Below are 16,074 nucleotides of genomic sequence, written 5' to 3' on the forward strand. Positions count from 1 at the left end.
TCGTGTGCTGGTTTCATCGTTTGAGGCGACGTCGCTGCGGATGCCGTTGAAGCCGTTTCCTGGCGCAGCCGTTCCCCACCGGTGGAGGCCCTCGGTCATGGCATGGTCTTGAACGTACCGGACGATCGCCATCAGGCTGCCGCGAACTGGTCGCGGAAGCCTGCGAATCAGCGGCGGATTCACGAGCGCGGCATACGCCGAACGGCCGCCCGGCTAGCTGTAGAATTTGTCCGCTACAAGCCCGGAGATAAGGATCCTGCGACTTGACTGCTATGCCTGAGTTCGAAGAGCGTGACATCCGGAACTACATCATCTCTCAATTTGCTCCCCAGCAAGATGACGAGGTATCCCTCGTGCAAAGGGTCGGTCGGCGGCGAGTCGCAGGCTCTACCTACGACCTGTACGACGTGCACATGTCGAGCGGTACGCGACTGTGGGTGATCACGAACCCCACCAACTTCTACGACCAAACAGACTTCAAGAGCCTCGACCAGGTTCTCTGCTACCACATCGGTCTGCGTGCGGTACTCCACGAACAGTTCAGGGTGGAGCCCGACGAAGATCAGGAGGAGTTCGTCAGCAAACCGTGGCGTCGATTCGCACGTGCGCAGGAGGCCATGAACGATGCTGCGGAGACCGAGGACTACCAGTCCGTCGGCATGCGCTGCCGCGAGGCGTTGATCGCCCTCGCCAAGGACTCTGTTGATGCTGACTGGGTTCACCTGCCGGAGGAACTGCCGAAGGGGTCCGACGTGAAGGGCTGGATGCGTATCTACGCCGACAGCCTGACCGTGGATCGGCCACGTGCGTACATCCGGGCGTTGGCCGAGAAGACCTGGGACCTCACTAACTGGCTTCAGCATTACTCAGGTGCGACCGAGTGGGACGCGCAACTGGTGCTTGACGCCACAGGCCAGCTGCTAAATACGTTCACGCTCTTGCGGATACGTCGCGAGAATGAGTCCCCTGAGCAATGCCCACGGTGCGATTCCCGCCGACTCATGGAAGAAAGCACAGGTCTAATCGAACGCAATGGCAACTTTGGCTCAGAAGAGTGGGATGTCTGCCTTGCGTGCGGGTGGCAATCGGAACGCAACTACCAGCAGTGGGAGCACGATCGACTGGAACGGTACATTGGCTACCACACCGGCACGTGGAGCCCGCCCAGGAAGACGATGGATGAGTTGGGAGCTCCCGCAGACGAGCAACCGTCGCCCTTGGAATGAACCCCGAACCCCTCGTCGTTGGCCCAGTTCCGGCAGGGGAACGCTGATCACCCATTCCGGATGCGTCATGTTGACCTAGGGTCGGAGAGCTGGGCAGACCCAGTAGCCCGTGCAGTGACAAATCACGAATTCGATGCCATGCCAACGGATTTGGCGCGACGACGCGTCACGGACAGCAGTAGATCCCAGGAGCGGTGATTGCGTGAAGGCGACGGACGAATTGTGGGGCACTTGGTGACGCAAGGACGCTCCCGATAGAAGAATCGACGGGCTACTTCACCTGGCTGTCGGCGAGTACCCACGGCTTGAGATGCATGGCTCATTGGTTTCGATTAGCGAAGACGATGCCTGCACTGTCCACGGCGAAACGGGCGGTCGCGAGGTGACGCTGCTTCAGGTGAGAACAACGTCGCAGGGTCATGCGGCGACCTCAGACGGATCGTCAGTTGTCGAGTCGACACTCCTAGCGTTTGGTGGCGCTCTGGTTCCCGACGGTGCGGGTAGGCACGTAGGCGGCTATGAGGTGGAGGCATTCACCGGCGCACTCGTTGCGATCGACAACTTGCATTTCTGGGATGGCCGCACGCAGATCACTCAGATATCGGGAACCTCGCCGCTCAGCAAACCAAGGGTATCCGCGCAGAGATTCCAATTTGAAGTTGTCCTAGCGCCCGAGAGGTCCGCCGAGTACGAGGAGGTAACCGTCGCCACTCGCAGCCGGTGGGACGTCCCTGCGGTCGGTGAATATCGTGACAACCAAGTCCGTATCGCGGCGAAGTTCGAGACAGTGTTCGCCATCGACGGCACGGGCGCTGTTTCGGTTCGACGTCTTCTCGCGATCGCGAGAAGGCTGTCTGATCTCGTTACGCTGTCGATGAATCGGCACTCACCTCTACGCGGCCGGATCAGGCTGCGCGTTGAGGACGACTAGTTTGAGCTGTGGTCCCAAACCGAGCTATCGCACGAGGTCGGCACTGTTGTCTTGACCTCCGAAGATCAACATGACGTCCTGTTCAGGCTCTCGGACGTTGACGACTTCGACCAATTGATGGGTCGCTGGTCAGCACTGATCGCTCGTGCGCCGTACGGAGTCGATTCCGTGGTGGCACTGTGGCGTGAGTCATCGACCTACTACGAAAACAAGCTGATTGCCGCGTCTAGTGCACTCGAAGCACTCGACCGAGGCCTGCACGGAGACCACGGCCTCGGCGGCCGGGGGCCTAGCTACGCGGCGAGGTGCGCGAAGCTAATTGCGATTCCCGATCCAGAAGCGGTGCGAATGTTGGTCGGCGATCCAGACCAATGGGCAACTGACATGAAGAAGGCGCGCAACGACCTCGCACACGGTTACCCGCCAGATGAACGAAAGACGCCTGCCGGGGTGTGGTACGCGCTCAAGGATGGATGCAGGGCGGTGCTTGCATTGGTTCTAATGGCCGAGTTAGGTTTGCCACCAGAGATTCAGCGACGCGCAGTGAAGATCGGTGGCCTACGCCGTTGCAGCCATGCTCGGTAGGGATTGATACGCGACCGCAGTCCGATATTCCTTGCCCCGGATCGTTTCCCTTCCGGCCGCACCACACCGGTGCAGGCTTTGTTCGACGATCAGTGGGTTGGCAGAGACACAGGAAGCCCCGTCAACCCACCTCGAAATCGATCGCCTGGGCTGCCGTCGGTCGACTCTCAGCGAGCAGCATCTCGTCGGCTTCTAATCGCGTGGTGAGACTCACATGGTGTCTATTGCCGCGGAACACTCCTGCCGCCCTCCCGCCCAGGCCGAGCATCCCTGAACTACCCCATGGACTCACGAGAATTGAGCCACTTCTCATGAAGTTCGTCGACCTTGGCAACCGTCTCGATCTGGCTACCCATCCTCGGCTGTAGCCGTGAGTAGCAGTCAGGTAGGTAGGACTTGACATACACCAGACAGGCCCGAGTCCCCCATAAAGCCATCGACGTAAAGATCTGGGGGCGAACAGCATTCGGCTCGAAATCTGGATGGAACTTATCGCCGTTCATCGTCAGATGATTGTTTCCAATGTCGTTCCAAGTTCCATGGATTCCACCGGACGATGCCCGGTAGAGTCCGTACATCGTGGGGCCAATCAGATTGAGGCGGGTTTCCACGTTAGGAAACGCGATCCTCTTTCGACCCGGGAGAGCATCCTTGTCCACTCCAGCGCGTCTGAACGTACCGTTGATCGACGTATCCAAACGATCCTCGATCTCCCATCGCTTTCCGTCCCGTTCTGCCACCTCAGTGGCCACGACCTTGGCGAACTCCTTCTCCGCTATTAGTCCGTCTTGCACGTACGCGTCAAATCTCATGCCATCAGCGATGTCCTGAGTCAGGTACTCAATGACCGACACGCCCTCAAGGAACTGTCGGGCAACGGCGGTGTGCTGATCGCCGCCGCGGTCCTGCTGCGCTTTCCCGAGGATCGCGTGTACTAGCTTGTACATCCGAACAAGTTGGCCGACAACGATTGCCTCATTTCGGTCCATTCCGTCGGGACGCTCCACCTTGTACATGCAGGCAGTCAGGTAGAGGTACTTCAGCGACTGACCGAGGAGTCCGAATCCCGCCTCGACAAATGGGACTTCACTGGTGGCCGCCTCCAACTCTGCGAACCGCACGTCGTACGTAGGGAGGCTAGCCAAGGCTGTATCCAGCGCATCTGTCATCCTCGCAGCATAAAGAGGGCGGGCGACACCGCCCGGCCTGGGATGGTGCAAACCGTTAGCTCGTCAGGTACTCGTCCGAAGCTCAGTGAAAGATTTGGCACCAACAAGCCGCTCGAGGCCACTCGCGTGACGATGAGGAGCCGCGGCGTGACAATGTATGGCCATGACACACCCGTCGGACTTTGCCAACTGGGACGACTTCCTCGAATCCCAGGGGCTCGACTTCCGTCTCGCCCACTTGGAGCTCACTCGCGCGTGTGGAACAGACTTCCTCGACTTCATCTGCGCATTCGACGGCAAGTGGGGTATGCACAACGCCGTACCCACAGATGTGCAGCGGGCAGTAATCGCGGAAGCCACTGCCTTGATGACGCCTCTGTTGGAGATCGCCGACAGCGATCGCCGGCGGATCGCTATTGCGCAGCAGTTTGGTGGGTATGTAAGCGACCTCGGCACGTCGCGGGCCACCGATTGGCACGTGCGCTGCGGTGGCCGCGTGCCGGAAACTGCCGACGACAGCACCGTTGAGGCCGCCTTCCGGATTCTGGCACGCGACTTCCTGGGATTTCGCCTACTCGGAACCACACACATCTCCGCAGTCCTCGATGGGCATCCCGTCGCCAAGTCACTATTCAGCCGATTCACCGATGACGAGCCGCTCGGGAGACTGTTCGAAGAGGCCGTGGCGGGCTCTGCAGCGACCGGACCCGAGGCACTAATGAACGCGGAGTGTCCGCGATGGGCCGCGCTCTTTCCATTGTGGTCGGACGGAAATCACTCGACACTCCAGTTCCACACCATCCCGGGCGACATCTTGAACAGTGCGGTGGTGACCAAGTATGCGACGATCGATGTCGTTGAGGCAGTACAGGAGTCGACCATCGCACTCCTAGACCTGGCTCGCTGCCTATCTGCCGGCGAAACGGTCACAGCAACAACCTATGTCGGGTTGGCCGGACTAAGGTTGGAGGATGAGGTCCAGGAGATCGGTTTCGAGCGTATCCGACTTCGTCGGTCAACACCCCTCGACCCAGGATGCCTAAACGGGACATCCCAGGTCTGGACGATTGCGGAGATCGACACCGCGCTGCGCTGCCTAGACAACAAGGTTCAAGAGTCTTCCCGCCCCGGTGACCCGCCCAGTTTCGCGTTCGTTGAGCGTTCGGCCGAGCACACCGAAATAATCGAAGCACACCACAAATTCCTGGCCTCCCAACTCGAACGCCTTCGTTTTTCGGTGCTCCTGTCATCCGGTGTCGAGGACGCACTCGCCACGACTGCGACGTTCTCGACGACGGCGAACCCTATGACCGGCACGGCGACGCCCGCCCGAAGCACCCGGCCACACAACTCATCAGCCCACGAACTCAGTCGGGAGATTGCAGATTCGTTGAGCACCTGGTTACCGAGGGTCATGGCCATGCCCGAACATCTATCCCTCCCCATGCGAAGGCTTCTACGAGCTGCCGCGGAGCGAGACGACCCGGTCGATTCCTTGGTCGATGCGGTCGTGTGCTGGGAAGGTTTGTTCGGCGCGAACCCGGAGATCAAGTTTCAGGTAACAGGAGCGATGTCCGTTCTCCTTGAGCCCAGCGACATGGAGAAGCGCCAGTCGCTCTATAAGGTCCTCGGCGATATCTACGGCAGACGCAGCCAAGTCGTCCACGGCTCCGTCGAGGTTGGCGCAAGAAAGTTCACCCAGACCGACGCTGCAGAACAAGCTCAACAAACAGTCTCTCTGGGGATTGCCGCATTCCGCGCAGTGCTCGAAAGCCCACACCTAACGGACGAGTCAGAATCCAGGCTGCGCAGCCGCAGGATCCTCCTGGGATTCTGATGCGCTGCGCCTTGACGCATCGATCCCGTCATCGGTCGGATTGACACATGTCTCTCGCATCCTGCAACCGACGAACCTACTGGCACGTCGGCGACGCTGTCCATGACACGGACATCGAGTACACACCACATCAGCACCAACCCGACTGCAGATAATTTCAGCGAGGGGAACGGGCGCACCGGGACACTGCTGCTGCACCAGCTCACCGAGTCGACCGGCTACCGACTGGACCTCGCCGGCGTCACCGCCGCGGAATGGGTTGGCGCCTCGCGTGACTCGGCACCGTTCCGGCGCACCGGTGCGCCCTCGCCCCGGCCGCTGATCCCGCTGCTGACCGGCGCGCTGGTGCCGCGTCGGTGAGGTCGTCGAAAGACCTCGACGGTCTCTACCCGAGCAGCTTCGCCTTGGCGGCCGCGAACTCCTGATCGGAGAGCACGCCGTTCTCATGCAGGGTCCCGAGCTGCTGCAGCTTGGAGATCAGGTCGTCGGCGGGCGCGGCCTGCGCCTGCTGGGCTGCGGCCTGCTGGGCTGCGGCCTGCTGAGCCGCGAACGCCTGCTGCTGCGCGGCAGCCTGCTGGTCCGCGTACGCCTGCTGCTGCGCGGCGGCCTGCTGGTCCGCATATGCCTGCTGTTCGGCGCCGCGTCGCTGCGAGCTCCGGTTCATCGCGTTGGACGTGGCCTTCGCCGTGCCCGTGATCACCGCGGTCCGCGCCATCGTGCCGAGCAGTCCGGGGCGGCCGACACGGCCTCTTCCAAGCGGCATCTGAATCTCCTGATCTAGTGTGCGGCCGTGATCGCGGCAACCACCGCGTCGCGGGGGATCTGTACGTGCAGGGCGACCTCGCCGCCCGCGTCGCGGACCGACGCGGCAATCTTGCGGGCCCACGTCTCCTCGTAGACGATGACCGCCGCCGATGTCCCCGGCTCGAGCGACTCGCGGACGATGTCGAGATCCGCGTCGCTGATCACTTCCTTCGCCTCGACGGACAACGCCGCGAGGCCGACGTCCTCGAGATCGCCGTCCACGTCGACCTCGGTGAGGTTGCCCGCCGCGTCCTTGGAGATGTAGACGAGATCGAGCAGGGTGACATGCCCCTTCTCGACCACCTCGTGCAGCGCGGCGATGGTCGCCGGATCCACCACGGTGCCGGGAAATGCCAGTACGACCAGTTCCACCGGACCGATGTTCAATGAGTCGCTCATGGTGGCGAGCATGCCACGCCGCACCCCGACTCGGCCTCACCTTTCAGGGATGAATCGTGCCTCCCGGCAGGTTCCGGCCTGCGGCCGCGCCGACCGGCAGCGATCGCCGAGATCCCGGCAGATTCACCCTTGGGCACGGCGCGCATCGGGTGTGCAATGGATAGATGAACACCTTGGAAGTCACCCCGTCCGAACGCCGCCGGATTGCACGGATCGCGGTGGATGCCCTGGGTCCGCAGCGCAGCGATCACGCGCTCGTCCGGGTCACCTGCCCGGCCAGTCACCACGTGGCGACCGTCTACCGCACCGCGGAAGGATCCGCCGTCGTCGCCGGGCTCGGCCCCCGCAGTCACGGTTCACGCGACTTCGTCGACACCGCTCACCACGGCGACCACAGCGGAAGCGAGTTCGTCGACCTGCTCGCGGCGAGCAGATACGAGGACGACGAGCTGCCGGCCAGCTGCGCCTGCGGCGCGCGCACCCTCTCGCGCCGGGAGCTGCTGGACGCGGTCGTGTCGCACACGAAGTCGCTGACCTTGCCGTAGCCGTCGCGCTCCCCACCGCAGCGAGGCCGCACTGACCTGGGACAACACCACACGCTCCCCCGGCCGCGAGGCCGTCGCCCGGATCCGCGGGCGCTGCGGGCGGCCGAGGGCGTCGACCGAGGGGCAAGCCAGGCGGATCAGTAGCTGAAGGTCACCGCCGCGTCGGTGTCGATCCACTTCCACATCACCACGGTGCCGCCCGCCTCCGAGTTGGGCAGCAGTTCGTCCCGGTCCAGGTGCTTGGCGTCCAGACAGATCGGGCACACCAGGTACCTCCCACCCGCGGCCTCGTAGCGGGCCGCCAGGTCCGGCAGCGGCGGGCAGCCGTCGCACGCGACTCCGTGCAGGGTCCCGCGCAGCGCCAGGCGCACCGCCTCCTTGGTCAGGAACATCAACGTCTCGCGGCCGTCCTCGGCCGCACCGACGGCGACCAGGAAGGCCACCGTCACCTTCTCCGCATCCTCCAGCCCGGTCGACAGGCTGATCACGGCCTTGTGCCGTCCTCCGTTGTTCGTCATGACCCCGACTCTGCGCCGCCGCGGCCGGATCGACATGGGGCAACTGCCCCATCAGCCGCGCAGGGTCACCGGGGGCCGGACCAGGCCCTGGTCGATCGCGGCCAGGCTGGCCTGCGTCCGGTTCCCGACCCCGAGCTTGAGGTAGATGTGCTCGACGTGGTTGCGGGCGGTCTTCGCCGCGATCGACAGGTCGTCGGCGATCTCCCGGTTGGACCGGCCGTACGCCAGCAGTCGCAGCACCTCCACCTCCCGGTCCGTCAACCCCGCGGGCCAGGGTCGCGCCCGGTCGCCGCGGTGACCGGCGACCGCGAGCACCGCGTCCACCGCCTCGGGATCCAGCCGCCCCGCCCGCGCCTCGGCCCGCAACCGGTCCGCGGCCCGATCCGTTGCCAGCGCCGGGCGGTAAGGACGTGGTTCCAGCCAGGACCGGTACGCCTCGGCCGCAGCGAGCACGCGCGCCGGTGCCGACAGGTCGGCGCCGCCCACCCCGCGGGGGAACCCGGACCCGTCGAGGCGCTCGCGGTGCGCCGACGCGATCGCGACGATCGGCTCGAGCCCGGAGACCCGGCCCAGGATCCGTCCCGTCAGGTACGGGTAGAGCCGGAGCCGCTCGAACTCCGCGGCGGTCAGCGGTCCGGGCTTGTCCCAGATCGAGTTCGACACCCCGATCCGTCCGAGGCCGTGCACCAGGCCGGCGCGGCGGAGGTCCCGGATCTCGTTCGGCGCCATGCCCATCCGTCCGGCCGCCGCGGCCGCCAGTTCCGCCACCGCCGTGGCGTGCCCGACCATCGTCGGGCACTTGAGGTCGACGAACGTCCCGAGTTCGCGCAGCTGCGCGTCCACCTCGGTGGCCGAGAGCACTCGGACCCCGTCCGGCGCCTGCGCGAGCGCCGCCGCCCACACGTCATCGGAGACCAGGCCGTCGACGATCTCGTCCGCGTGCTCGGCGAACACCTCCGCCACCGACGGGCTGAACGCCCCACCGGCCCGCTCCCGCACCACCGCGACCGCCTGCGTGACCCCGCCTGCGCGCAGGTGCACCTCGGCGGCCTCGGCCACCTGCACCACGCACGCAGCCGTCGGCAGTTCCGGGCCGCGGGCCCCGGTCGGCATGCCGCCACCGTCCCAGCGTTCGAAGATCGCGGCCACCACCGCGGCCACGTCCGGGCCCAGCCCAACCCGTACCGCGAGGGTGCCCGCCGACGCGCAGTGCGAGCTGATCAGCTCCGACATCCGGGCGCGGGCGGTGCACGCGAATGCCACCCGCCGCGCGGTTCGTTCCCAGGTGGGCAGGCCGGCGCCGGTGTGGCTGAGCATCAGGCGCAGGAACGGCAGGCCGGCGCGGTCGACGCGGTAGGTGTCCGCCCGGAACTCGATGTCGTCACCGAACGCGGCCGCGATCTCGGGCGAGTCGGCGTGACAGCCGATCCAGGCGATCAGCGTCCCGTAGTAGACCGCGCCGCGCTCCGCCTCGTCCAGGCCGCACCGATCGGCCAGCCGCACCGCGATCAGGGAGGAGCGCAGCATGTGCTCCATCGGCTGTCCCAACCCGAGGTCGATGGCGAGCGAGAGTGCGGCGAGCAGCTCCGCCCGCCGCGGTCCGGTCGTGAACACCTCGTGGGTCACGGATCCATCCTCCTCCCCGCGGTCCCGCGGTGTGCGGTTCGACTCTGACAGGATGGGATGGTGACCACCGCCGGACCGGGCCGTCCCCGGCTGACCACGCGTCGTCGACCGGGTGCGACCGCCCAGGCCGAGATCCTCGATGCGGCGGCGGAGTTGTTCACCACCAAGGGGTTTTCGTCGACCTCGACGCGCCAGATCGCGGAGATGGTCGGGATGCGCCAGGCCTCGCTCTACCACCATTTCGCCACCAAGGACGACATCCTCGCGGCACTGCTGGACAAGACGGTCTCCGCGCCGATGGACCTGGCGACCCGACTGCTCGAGCGAGGCGAGCCGGCCGCGGTACGGCTGTACGCGTTGATCCTGTTCGACGCCGGTCAGTTGATGTCCGGTCGGTGGAATCTCGGAGCGCTCTACCTGCTCCCCGAACTGCGTACCGATCGGTTCACCCAGTTCCGAGGAGAACGTCAGCTCCTGCGTGAGCGGTACGCCACGCTGGCCGCCGCGGTGCTGCGACAGCTCGACGCCGACGGGACCGAGCGGGCAGGTCTGCCGTTCCGGATCGTCGAGACCGTGATCAGCGTGCGGAGCGACGTCGAGGGCGGCGAGGCACCGTGCCCAGGGCTCGGCTCCCCGACGCTGCTGGCCGACGCCGGACTGCGGGTGCTGGGCTGGACCGATGTGGAGTCCCTGCGGGCCGCGGCCGGTGCGGTGCTGGCCGAGTGCGCGGACGGCGACTGAACCGGTGCCCGCCGGGTGCACCTTCTGCGACGTCGTCGATCGCGCGGCGCCGGCCCACCTCGTCTTCGAGGATCCGGACACCCTCGCGTTCCTCGACCGGCGTCCGGTGTTCAAGGGGCACGTGCTGCTGGTGCCGCGTCGGCACGTCGCCGTCCTGGCGGACCTCCCGCCCGAGCTGGTCGCACCGCTGTTCACTGTCGCCCAACGGCTCTCGCGGGCGGTGGTCGACGGGCTCGGCGCGCAGGGTTCGTTCGTCGCCGTCAACAACGTGGTCTCGCAGAGCGTGCCGCACCTGCACGTCCACGTGGTGCCGCGCGCCAAGGGCGACGGACTGCGCGGATTCTTCTGGCCCCGCACGAAGTACGCCGACGAGGCCGAGGCGGCCGGCTACGCGGCGCGGCTCGGTGCCGCGATGCGCGCCGGATGAGCTTCGTCCGCCGCTGGTCGGGTACTCGTTCGACTACTCGGCACGCTTGTCGGCCATCAGGTACGCCTGACGTTGCTTCTCGGAAGGCGTGCGTTCCCGCACGAGCTGCGCCTGCACGTCGAAGCCGGCCTCCCGAAGCAACCCGAGGATCCGGTCGGGCGAGAGTCGGTACACGTCGTAGGACACCGTGTGCCCGTACGCCTCCTCGAGCCGGACACGTTCGTCGCCGACCTGGAATGCGAGCATCAGGTGGCCGCCGGGCCGCAGCGTTCGGTGGAACTCGGCGAAGACCGTCGGCAACAGCTCCGGCGGGGTGTGGATGATCGAGTACCAGGCCACAATTCCCGCGAGGACACCGTCTTCCAGGTCCAGTTCCGTCATCGAGCCCACCTCGAACCGAAGCCCCGGATGGTCGCGACGGGCCACTGCGACCATCTCGGGCGAGAGATCGATCCCGAACGCACTGAGCCCCAGGGACCGCAGGTGCGCCGTCACCCGGCCCGGCCCGCAGCCCAGGTCCGCGACCGGACCGTCTCCCCCGTCGTGCACGAACTCCGCGAACGCTGCCAGCATGGCCCGGTCGAACGGCTGATCCGCGAGCATGCCGCGAACGAGCTCGGCGTAGTCCGCGGCGACTGTGTCGTACGCCGCGCGCGTCATCTCCAAGTAGGAAGGTCCCGTCATGCGGAGGACCATATTCCTAGCGACCGACATCCTCGTCGGCTGGCCATTCCCGGTCGGCGTCATACATCTCATGCACCGTTCACCTGGCGAAACATCATTGTCATCGAATGTATGTACGAGTACCGTGTGATGTATGGAACTCGACGCCATGCTCACCGACCCCACCGGGGTCGAAGCATGGCGACTCGACGAAACCGAATTGGCCGCGACTGTTCCCGAGCTGTCGGAGAAGATCCTCGAGTTGGAAGCACTGCGGGTCCGGATGGTCCACGAGGCCGACCAACGCTGCGTCCCGAATCATCTCGGCGCCGCCGACACCACCTCCTGGCTCTCCGACACAACACGCATGACCGCAGGCCACGCCGGCAAGATCGTCCGTTTGGGACGGGAACTGCCCCTGCGCCCGCGAATGGCCGCCGCGCTCGACGCCGGACGGATCGAACTCGGACACGTCCAGGTGATCGTCGACTTCCTCGCCCGACTCGAACGCCTCACCGTCGGCCAGCCTGGCCCGTTGGTGGAGACGGACTGGGACCACCCCGACCCCGAAACCGGGCGACCCGACGACTGCCAGGCCTACCTCCTCATCGCCGCCCAACTCGAGAACGCCACCGTCCTACGCAGACGCGCCCGCGCGTTGGAGTTGCTGCTGCAGCTCGACGGGACTGTGCCACCGGACGGGGAGAACCCCGAACTCAACGAGTTCCACGCCTCCGCCACGTTGGGCGGACGAGTGCACGTGAAGGGCAGTTTTGACGCCGAGGTCGGCGAGGCCCTGAACACCGCGCTGTCCGGCCTGTCCAAGCCGCACCCGAGCACCGACGACGACGGAAACCCGATCCGCGACCCGCGTTCGGCTGCGAAGCGCCGAGCGGACGCGTTGGAGCAGATCATCCGCGGGCACCTCGACAACGCCCGAGGCCCGGTCGAGGGCGGCGAACAACCACACGTCACCGTCACCATCGACCTCGACGCCCTCAAGGACGCCGTCACCAAGACCGCGCCGACGCCGGCGACCGGGGCCTGGACGAAGAACGGCTGGGACTACCACTCCGGCAACGCAACCGGACCCGTCGGTGCAACCAGATCCACACATGGCGAGAGCTGCTCAGACGTCCGGCCGCCTCGGCACTACCGCCGCGTCCGGCACGCCAGCATGCCGTGGGCCGGACCCGTCTCCGCCGCCATCGCCGCACGCCTGTCCTGCGACGCCCAAGTCACCGCGGTGTTCGTCGACAAGGAAGGCAACCCCCTCGACGTCGGCCGCAGCACCCGCTTCGTCACACCAAGCCTGCGGAAAGCGCTCGTCGCCCGGGACTGCGGATGCGCGTTCCCCGGCTGCGGACGCCCCGCCGCCTGGACCGACGCCCACCACATCATCCACTGGTCCGACGACGGCAAAACCGCACTGTCGAACCTGGTGCTGCTGTGCAAGAAGCACCACACGATCATCCACAGAAACCACTGGGCAGTGGCCATCGGCGACGACGGCCACCCGTGGTTCACACCCCCGGCCTGGGTCGACCCGGCGCGAAGACCCCGGCCGGCTCACAACCGGCGCGCGATCGACACGGCCTGACCCGCGGGCGCAGGCCCCACACCGTCACCCAGCCAAGACCTGCACCACCGACAACCGGACCGGTTGCGGCCGAGACACACTCGGCCGCAACCGGTCTGCGTCGCACAGATGGCGGACTCCGCAGCTACGGCATCGCCGCTAGGGTGGCGCGCATGCCTGCTGTACACGAGCTCCCCAGCACCGACAAGGCCGTTCGCCCGCCGACCCACGCCGACGCGATCGCCGAGTTCCGCGAAATGGCGGAACGCCACCCCGAGCTGGAGATCGACATGGAGGCCGTGCTGGCCTCCGCCCGCTACGTATGAGGCGAATCCGACTAGCGACCTGCCCCCACCGGCCCCGCCGGGCCAACCTGACCGGTCAGTCGGTGAGACCGACGACCTCCTGGTCGGTGAGCACGGTCTGCGGCACCCGACCGGCATCCTTCGCCAGGCGCACGGCCCGGTACAGCGGCCGCTCCTCGAGCCCCGCGCCACGGGCCTCCGCGCGCAGCTGACCGACGAGCACCGTCGACATGGCCAGCGCCGGCGCCAGCTCGCTCGACGCGAGGGCGTCGGCCAGCGACCGCAGCGCGAGCACCTCGAGTTCGCGTCCGCCGCTCTCGGTGTAGAGCGCCAGCGGCACCGTCACCAGGGTCCGGCCGTCGCCGACCCGCAGGAGCACCTGGCTGACCCGCGCCGCCCGGACCACCAGCTCGGTGCTCACCACGGCACTGATGTCGACCGACCGCGACCGCACCGCGGTGCGGGTGTGAAGGACGTTGCCGGCAAGCCAGATCCGCCGCCGCATCGTCAGCAGCGACGACACCGCAGTCGGCAGTGCGATCACCGCACCGACCAGCACCGCCATCCCCGCCGAGGTGAAGAACCCGACGCCGACACCGACCAGCACACCGAGTCCGACCGCGACCGCGGCCACCCGACGCAGTCGCGGCGCGAGCAGCGACGCCGGTATCAGGTCCAGGGACACCGAACCGGCCGCCGCGTCACCCTTCGCCAAGGAACGCCCCGACCTGCGCAACCACGTCGTCGAGCGGCACCGACCGCTGGTCTCCGGTCGCCAGGTCCTTGAGCCCGACCACGCCCTCCTCGAGGTCCCGCTCGCCGAGCACCAGCGCCAACCGGGCGCCGGAGCGGTCGGCGGCCTTCATCGCGCCCTTGAGTCCGCGGCCGCCGTAGGCGATGTCCGTCCGGATACCGGCCTGCCGCAGCTGCGCGGCCACCACCACCATGCGGGCCCGCGCCTCGTCGCCGAGCGGCACGCCGAACACCTCACAGCGCGCCGGGCTCGCGACCGTCTTGCCCTCCGCCGCGAGCGCGAGCACCGTGCGGTCGACGCCGATGCCGAACCCGATGCCGGACAGCGGCTGACCGCCGAGCTGTTCCATCAGTCCGTCGTAGCGTCCGCCGCCGCCGATCCCCGACTGCGCGCCCAGTCCGTCGTGCACGAACTCGAAGGTGGTCTTCGTGTAGTAGTCGAGCCCGCGCACCATCCGCGGGTTCACCACGTACGGGACGCCGAGCGCGTCGAGGTGCGCGAGCACCTCGTCGAAGTGCGCCTTCGCCTCCTCGGAGAGGTGGTCGAGCATCAGGGGTGCGCCGGCCGTCATCTCCTTGACGTGCGGGCGCTTGTCGTCGAGCACGCGCAGCGGGTTGATCTCGGCGCGCCGCCGGGTGTCCTCGTCGAGGTCGAGGCCGAAGAGGAACTCCTGCAACAGCTCTCGGTACTGCGGTCGGCAGGTGTCGTCGCCGAGCGAGGTGATCTCCAGGCGGAACCCGTCCAGGCCGAGGGACCGGAACCCGGCGTCGGCGATCGCGATGACCTCCGCGTCGAGGGCCGGGTCGTCGACGCCGATCGCCTCGATGCCCACCTGCTGCAGCTGCCGGTAGCGGCCGGCCTGCGGACGCTCGTAGCGGAAGAACGGCCCCGAGTAGCTGAGCTTGACGGGCAGCTGGCCACGGTCGAGGCTGTGCTCGATGACGGCCCGCATCACGCCGGCGGTGCCCTCCGGGCGCAGCGTGACCGAGCGGTCGCCGCGGTCCGCGAAGGTGTACATCTCCTTGCTGACCACGTCCGTGGACTCACCGACGCCGCGGGCGAACAGCCCGGTGTCCTCAAAGATCGGCAGCTCGATGTGACCGTATCCGGCGAGCCGGGCTGCGCGGGTGAGTCCGTCGCGGACCGCGACGAACTCCGCCGACGCCGGCGGCACGTAGTCGGGAACGCCCTTGGGGGCCGAGAATGCGGTGTTACTGGGCTTGCTCACCGGTCTAGTCTCTCCTATCGGAAAACTCGAGGCCCTACCTGGATCCGTCCAGTCCGACGAGGAACGGGTTGGACGCCCGCTCCTGCCCGATCGAGCTCGCGCCGCCGTGGCCGGGGAGCACCGCGGTGTCGTCCCCCAGCACCAGCAACTTCGCCGCGATCGAGCGCAGCAGCTGCTCGTGGTCGCCGCCCGGCAGGTCGGTACGACCGATCGACCCGGCGAACAGCGTGTCGCCGGTCAGCGCGACCTGCACCGGGCCGTCCTCGGTGGCGGCCATGGTCCGCAGCACCACCGAGCCCTGGGTGTGGCCGGGGGTGTGGTCCACCTCGAACCGGATGCCTGCCAGCTCGAGCACGTCGCCGTCGGCGAGCTCGATCACCTCGGCGGGCTCGGTGAAGGTCGCGTCGCCGATCATCGCGGCCAGGGCGGCACCGGTGCCCCGCAGCGGGTCGCTGAGCATGTACCGGTCCTCGGGGTGGATGTAGGCCGGGATCGAGTACTTCGCGCACACCGGCGCCACCGACCAGGTGTGGTCCAGGTGCCCGTGGGTCAGCAGCACCGCGGTCGGCGTCAGCCCCGTCTTGTCGAGGAACTCGACCAACGGCTCGGTGGCTTCCTGCCCGGGATCGACGACGACGCACTCCGTCGCGTCGTCCTGCGCCAGGATGTAGCAGTTCGTCTGGAAGGCTCCGGCGGGGAATCCGGTGACGAGCACGGCAATCGCTCCTAGTTCGCAA

Annotated in this window: 18 protein-coding genes and 1 pseudogene; 10 read left to right on the plus strand and 9 right to left on the minus strand. The window is 66.8% G+C overall.

The features are described from left to right. Positions 1 to 263 precede the first annotated feature (263 nt). The 3 genes and pseudogenes from ACFO6S_RS03385 to ACFO6S_RS03395 all read left to right on the plus strand — a co-directional run bounded on the left by ACFO6S_RS03385 (position 264) and on the right by ACFO6S_RS03395 (position 2,742). Positions 264 to 1,226, plus strand: coding sequence for a hypothetical protein (locus ACFO6S_RS03385; RefSeq protein ID WP_378414179.1), 963 nt, complete (start codon positions 264 to 266; stop codon positions 1,224 to 1,226). Between the two features lie 256 nt (positions 1,227 to 1,482). Continuing rightward, positions 1,483 to 2,157: pseudogene (locus ACFO6S_RS03390) on the plus strand (ApeA N-terminal domain 1-containing protein); the annotation flags it as partial. A gap of 51 nt (positions 2,158 to 2,208) precedes the next feature. Next, positions 2,209 to 2,742: a HEPN domain-containing protein gene (locus ACFO6S_RS03395; protein WP_378414181.1), complete on the plus strand. Its 534-nt coding sequence runs from the start codon at positions 2,209 to 2,211 to the stop codon at positions 2,740 to 2,742. A gap of 275 nt (positions 2,743 to 3,017) precedes the next feature. Here the strand turns inward: ACFO6S_RS03395 and ACFO6S_RS03400 are convergent, their stop codons facing one another. Continuing rightward, positions 3,018 to 3,911, minus strand: coding sequence for a DUF5677 domain-containing protein (locus ACFO6S_RS03400; protein WP_378414183.1), 894 nt, complete (start codon positions 3,909 to 3,911; stop codon positions 3,018 to 3,020). A gap of 163 nt (positions 3,912 to 4,074) precedes the next feature. Between ACFO6S_RS03400 and ACFO6S_RS03405 the strand changes: the two genes are divergently transcribed. Then, a complete protein-coding gene (locus tag ACFO6S_RS03405) occupies positions 4,075 to 5,748 on the plus strand; it encodes a hypothetical protein (protein ID WP_378414185.1) in 1,674 nt (557 codons plus the stop codon). 102 nt (positions 5,749 to 5,850) lie between these two features. Next, positions 5,851 to 6,108, plus strand: coding sequence for a hypothetical protein (locus ACFO6S_RS03410; protein WP_378414187.1), 258 nt, complete (start codon positions 5,851 to 5,853; stop codon positions 6,106 to 6,108). Positions 6,109 to 6,133: 25 nt separating this feature from the next. Here ACFO6S_RS03410 and ACFO6S_RS03415 read toward each other — a convergent pair whose 3' ends face one another. Beyond that, the gene (locus ACFO6S_RS03415; protein WP_378414189.1) at positions 6,134 to 6,511 is read right to left on the minus strand and encodes an SHOCT domain-containing protein; all 378 of its coding nucleotides are present in this window, start codon (positions 6,509 to 6,511) and stop codon (positions 6,134 to 6,136) included. A 14-nt stretch (positions 6,512 to 6,525) separates the two neighbouring features. Continuing rightward, entirely contained in the window at positions 6,526 to 6,951 is a 426-nt protein-coding gene (locus tag ACFO6S_RS03420; protein WP_378414191.1) for a DUF6325 family protein, read from the minus strand. A gap of 164 nt (positions 6,952 to 7,115) precedes the next feature. Between ACFO6S_RS03420 and ACFO6S_RS03425 the strand changes: the two genes are divergently transcribed. Beyond that, positions 7,116 to 7,496: a hypothetical protein gene (locus tag ACFO6S_RS03425; protein ID WP_378414192.1), complete on the plus strand. Its 381-nt coding sequence runs from the start codon at positions 7,116 to 7,118 to the stop codon at positions 7,494 to 7,496. Positions 7,497 to 7,633: 137 nt separating this feature from the next. On the opposite strand, the gene ACFO6S_RS03430 is transcribed toward ACFO6S_RS03425, so the two are convergent. Both ACFO6S_RS03430 and ACFO6S_RS03435 read right to left on the minus strand, forming a co-directional pair. Continuing rightward, positions 7,634 to 8,014, minus strand: coding sequence for a DsrE family protein (locus tag ACFO6S_RS03430; protein ID WP_378414194.1), 381 nt, complete (start codon positions 8,012 to 8,014; stop codon positions 7,634 to 7,636). Between the two features lie 51 nt (positions 8,015 to 8,065). Next, on the minus strand, positions 8,066 to 9,550 hold the full coding sequence (locus ACFO6S_RS03435) for an HD domain-containing phosphohydrolase (RefSeq protein ID WP_378415194.1): 1,485 nt from the start codon (positions 9,548 to 9,550) through the stop codon (positions 8,066 to 8,068). Positions 9,551 to 9,700: 150 nt separating this feature from the next. On the opposite strand from ACFO6S_RS03435, the gene ACFO6S_RS03440 reads away from it, so the two are divergent. Continuing rightward, the gene (locus ACFO6S_RS03440; protein WP_378414196.1) at positions 9,701 to 10,381 is read left to right on the plus strand and encodes a TetR/AcrR family transcriptional regulator; all 681 of its coding nucleotides are present in this window, start codon (positions 9,701 to 9,703) and stop codon (positions 10,379 to 10,381) included. A gap of 4 nt (positions 10,382 to 10,385) precedes the next feature. Next, on the plus strand, positions 10,386 to 10,808 hold the full coding sequence (locus tag ACFO6S_RS03445) for an HIT family protein (RefSeq protein ID WP_378414198.1): 423 nt from the start codon (positions 10,386 to 10,388) through the stop codon (positions 10,806 to 10,808). A 33-nt stretch (positions 10,809 to 10,841) separates the two neighbouring features. Here the strand turns inward: ACFO6S_RS03445 and ACFO6S_RS03450 are convergent, their stop codons facing one another. Next, on the minus strand, positions 10,842 to 11,492 hold the full coding sequence (locus tag ACFO6S_RS03450) for a class I SAM-dependent DNA methyltransferase (RefSeq protein WP_378414200.1): 651 nt from the start codon (positions 11,490 to 11,492) through the stop codon (positions 10,842 to 10,844). Positions 11,493 to 11,625: 133 nt separating this feature from the next. Between ACFO6S_RS03450 and ACFO6S_RS03455 the strand changes: the two genes are divergently transcribed. Continuing rightward, positions 11,626 to 13,071 (plus strand): HNH endonuclease signature motif containing protein, encoded by a 1,446-nt coding sequence (locus tag ACFO6S_RS03455; RefSeq protein ID WP_378414201.1) that lies wholly within the window; start codon positions 11,626 to 11,628, stop codon positions 13,069 to 13,071. A gap of 152 nt (positions 13,072 to 13,223) precedes the next feature. Continuing rightward, positions 13,224 to 13,376 (plus strand): hypothetical protein, encoded by a 153-nt coding sequence (locus tag ACFO6S_RS03460; RefSeq protein WP_378414202.1) that lies wholly within the window; start codon positions 13,224 to 13,226, stop codon positions 13,374 to 13,376. 55 nt (positions 13,377 to 13,431) lie between these two features. Here ACFO6S_RS03460 and ACFO6S_RS03465 read toward each other — a convergent pair whose 3' ends face one another. The 3 genes from ACFO6S_RS03465 to ACFO6S_RS03475 are packed head-to-tail and all read right to left on the minus strand — an operon-like array spanning position 13,432 to position 16,052. Then, positions 13,432 to 14,070 (minus strand): hypothetical protein, encoded by a 639-nt coding sequence (locus ACFO6S_RS03465; RefSeq protein ID WP_378414204.1) that lies wholly within the window; start codon positions 14,068 to 14,070, stop codon positions 13,432 to 13,434. Beyond that, entirely contained in the window at positions 14,057 to 15,337 is a 1,281-nt protein-coding gene (gene hisS / locus ACFO6S_RS03470; protein ID WP_378414206.1) for a histidine--tRNA ligase, read from the minus strand. The genes ACFO6S_RS03465 and hisS overlap by 14 nt, the downstream gene beginning before the upstream one ends. 34 nt (positions 15,338 to 15,371) lie before the next feature. Next, positions 15,372 to 16,052, minus strand: a complete 681-nt coding sequence (locus ACFO6S_RS03475; protein WP_378414207.1) for an MBL fold metallo-hydrolase — start codon at positions 16,050 to 16,052, stop codon at positions 15,372 to 15,374. Positions 16,053 to 16,074: the final 22 nt, after the last annotated feature.

Origin of the sequence: Rhodococcus kronopolitis (assembly GCF_042654025.1) — a bacterium.
GTDB classification, from domain to species: domain Bacteria; phylum Actinomycetota; class Actinomycetes; order Mycobacteriales; family Mycobacteriaceae; genus Rhodococcus_G; species Rhodococcus_G kronopolitis.

Bases quoted from the DNA above. Each gene is read 5' to 3' on its own strand.
- ACFO6S_RS03425 (WP_378414192.1), top strand. From the start codon at position 7,116: ATGAACACCTTGGAAGTCACCCCGTCCGAACGCCGCCGGATTGCACGG.
- ACFO6S_RS03400 (WP_378414183.1), bottom strand. From the start codon at position 3,911: ATGACAGATGCGCTGGATACAGCCTTGGCTAGCCTCCCTACGTACGAC.
- ACFO6S_RS03410 (WP_378414187.1), top strand. From the start codon at position 5,851: ATGACACGGACATCGAGTACACACCACATCAGCACCAACCCGACTGCA.
- ACFO6S_RS03450 (WP_378414200.1), bottom strand. From the start codon at position 11,492: ATGACGGGACCTTCCTACTTGGAGATGACGCGCGCGGCGTACGACACA.
- ACFO6S_RS03415 (WP_378414189.1), bottom strand. From the start codon at position 6,511: ATGCCGCTTGGAAGAGGCCGTGTCGGCCGCCCCGGACTGCTCGGCACG.
- ACFO6S_RS03420 (WP_378414191.1), bottom strand. From the start codon at position 6,951: ATGAGCGACTCATTGAACATCGGTCCGGTGGAACTGGTCGTACTGGCA.
- ACFO6S_RS03405 (WP_378414185.1), top strand. From the start codon at position 4,075: ATGACACACCCGTCGGACTTTGCCAACTGGGACGACTTCCTCGAATCC.
- ACFO6S_RS03455 (WP_378414201.1), top strand. From the start codon at position 11,626: ATGGAACTCGACGCCATGCTCACCGACCCCACCGGGGTCGAAGCATGG.
- ACFO6S_RS03435 (WP_378415194.1), bottom strand. From the start codon at position 9,550: ATGGAGCACATGCTGCGCTCCTCCCTGATCGCGGTGCGGCTGGCCGAT.
- ACFO6S_RS03430 (WP_378414194.1), bottom strand. From the start codon at position 8,014: ATGACGAACAACGGAGGACGGCACAAGGCCGTGATCAGCCTGTCGACC.
- ACFO6S_RS03460 (WP_378414202.1), top strand. From the start codon at position 13,224: ATGCCTGCTGTACACGAGCTCCCCAGCACCGACAAGGCCGTTCGCCCG.